This window comes from Clostridium sp. AM34-11AC, from assembly GCF_003435375.1.
GTDB lineage: Bacteria > Bacillota > Clostridia > Lachnospirales > Lachnospiraceae > Pilosibacter > Pilosibacter fragilis.
In genome coordinates this window covers 1-555 of the sequence record NZ_QWGL01000095.1, presented here as the reverse complement: position 1 = coordinate 555, position 555 = coordinate 1, and the positions used below count along the sequence as shown (strand labels likewise).

General features: G+C 52.3%; 1 rRNA gene (only partly in view). It reads left to right on the top strand.

Going from position 1 to position 555, the window contains the following annotated elements:
* Positions 1 to 520, top strand: a 16S ribosomal RNA gene (locus tag DW826_RS17885) (its annotated part extends 931 nt beyond the left edge of the window); the annotation flags it as partial.
* Positions 521 to 555 lie beyond the last annotated feature (35 nt).

Below are 555 nucleotides of genomic sequence, written 5' to 3'. Positions count from 1 at the left end.
CCTCCTTCGGGACAGAGGTGACAGGTGGTGCATGGTTGTCGTCAGCTCGTGTCGTGAGATGTTGGGTTAAGTCCCGCAACGAGCGCAACCCCTATTGTCAGTAGCCAGCAGGTAAAGCTGGGCACTCTGATGAGACTGCCAGGGATAACCTGGAGGAAGGTGGGGATGACGTCAAATCATCATGCCCCTTATGATTTGGGCTACACACGTGCTACAATGGCGTAAACAAAGAGAAGCGAGCCTGCGAGGGGGAGCAAATCTCAAAAATAACGTCTCAGTTCGGATTGTAGTCTGCAACTCGACTACATGAAGCTGGAATCGCTAGTAATCGCAGATCAGAATGCTGCGGTGAATACGTTCCCGGGTCTTGTACACACCGCCCGTCACACCATGGGAGTCGGAAATGCCCGAAGCCAGTGACCCAAGCGAAAGCAGGGAGCTGTCGAAGGCAGGTCTGATAACTGGGGTGAAGTCGTAACAAGGTAGCCGTATCGGAAGGTGCGGCTGGATCACCTCCTTTCTAAGGAAGAAGAAGTAAGGGTTTTATATACTGTT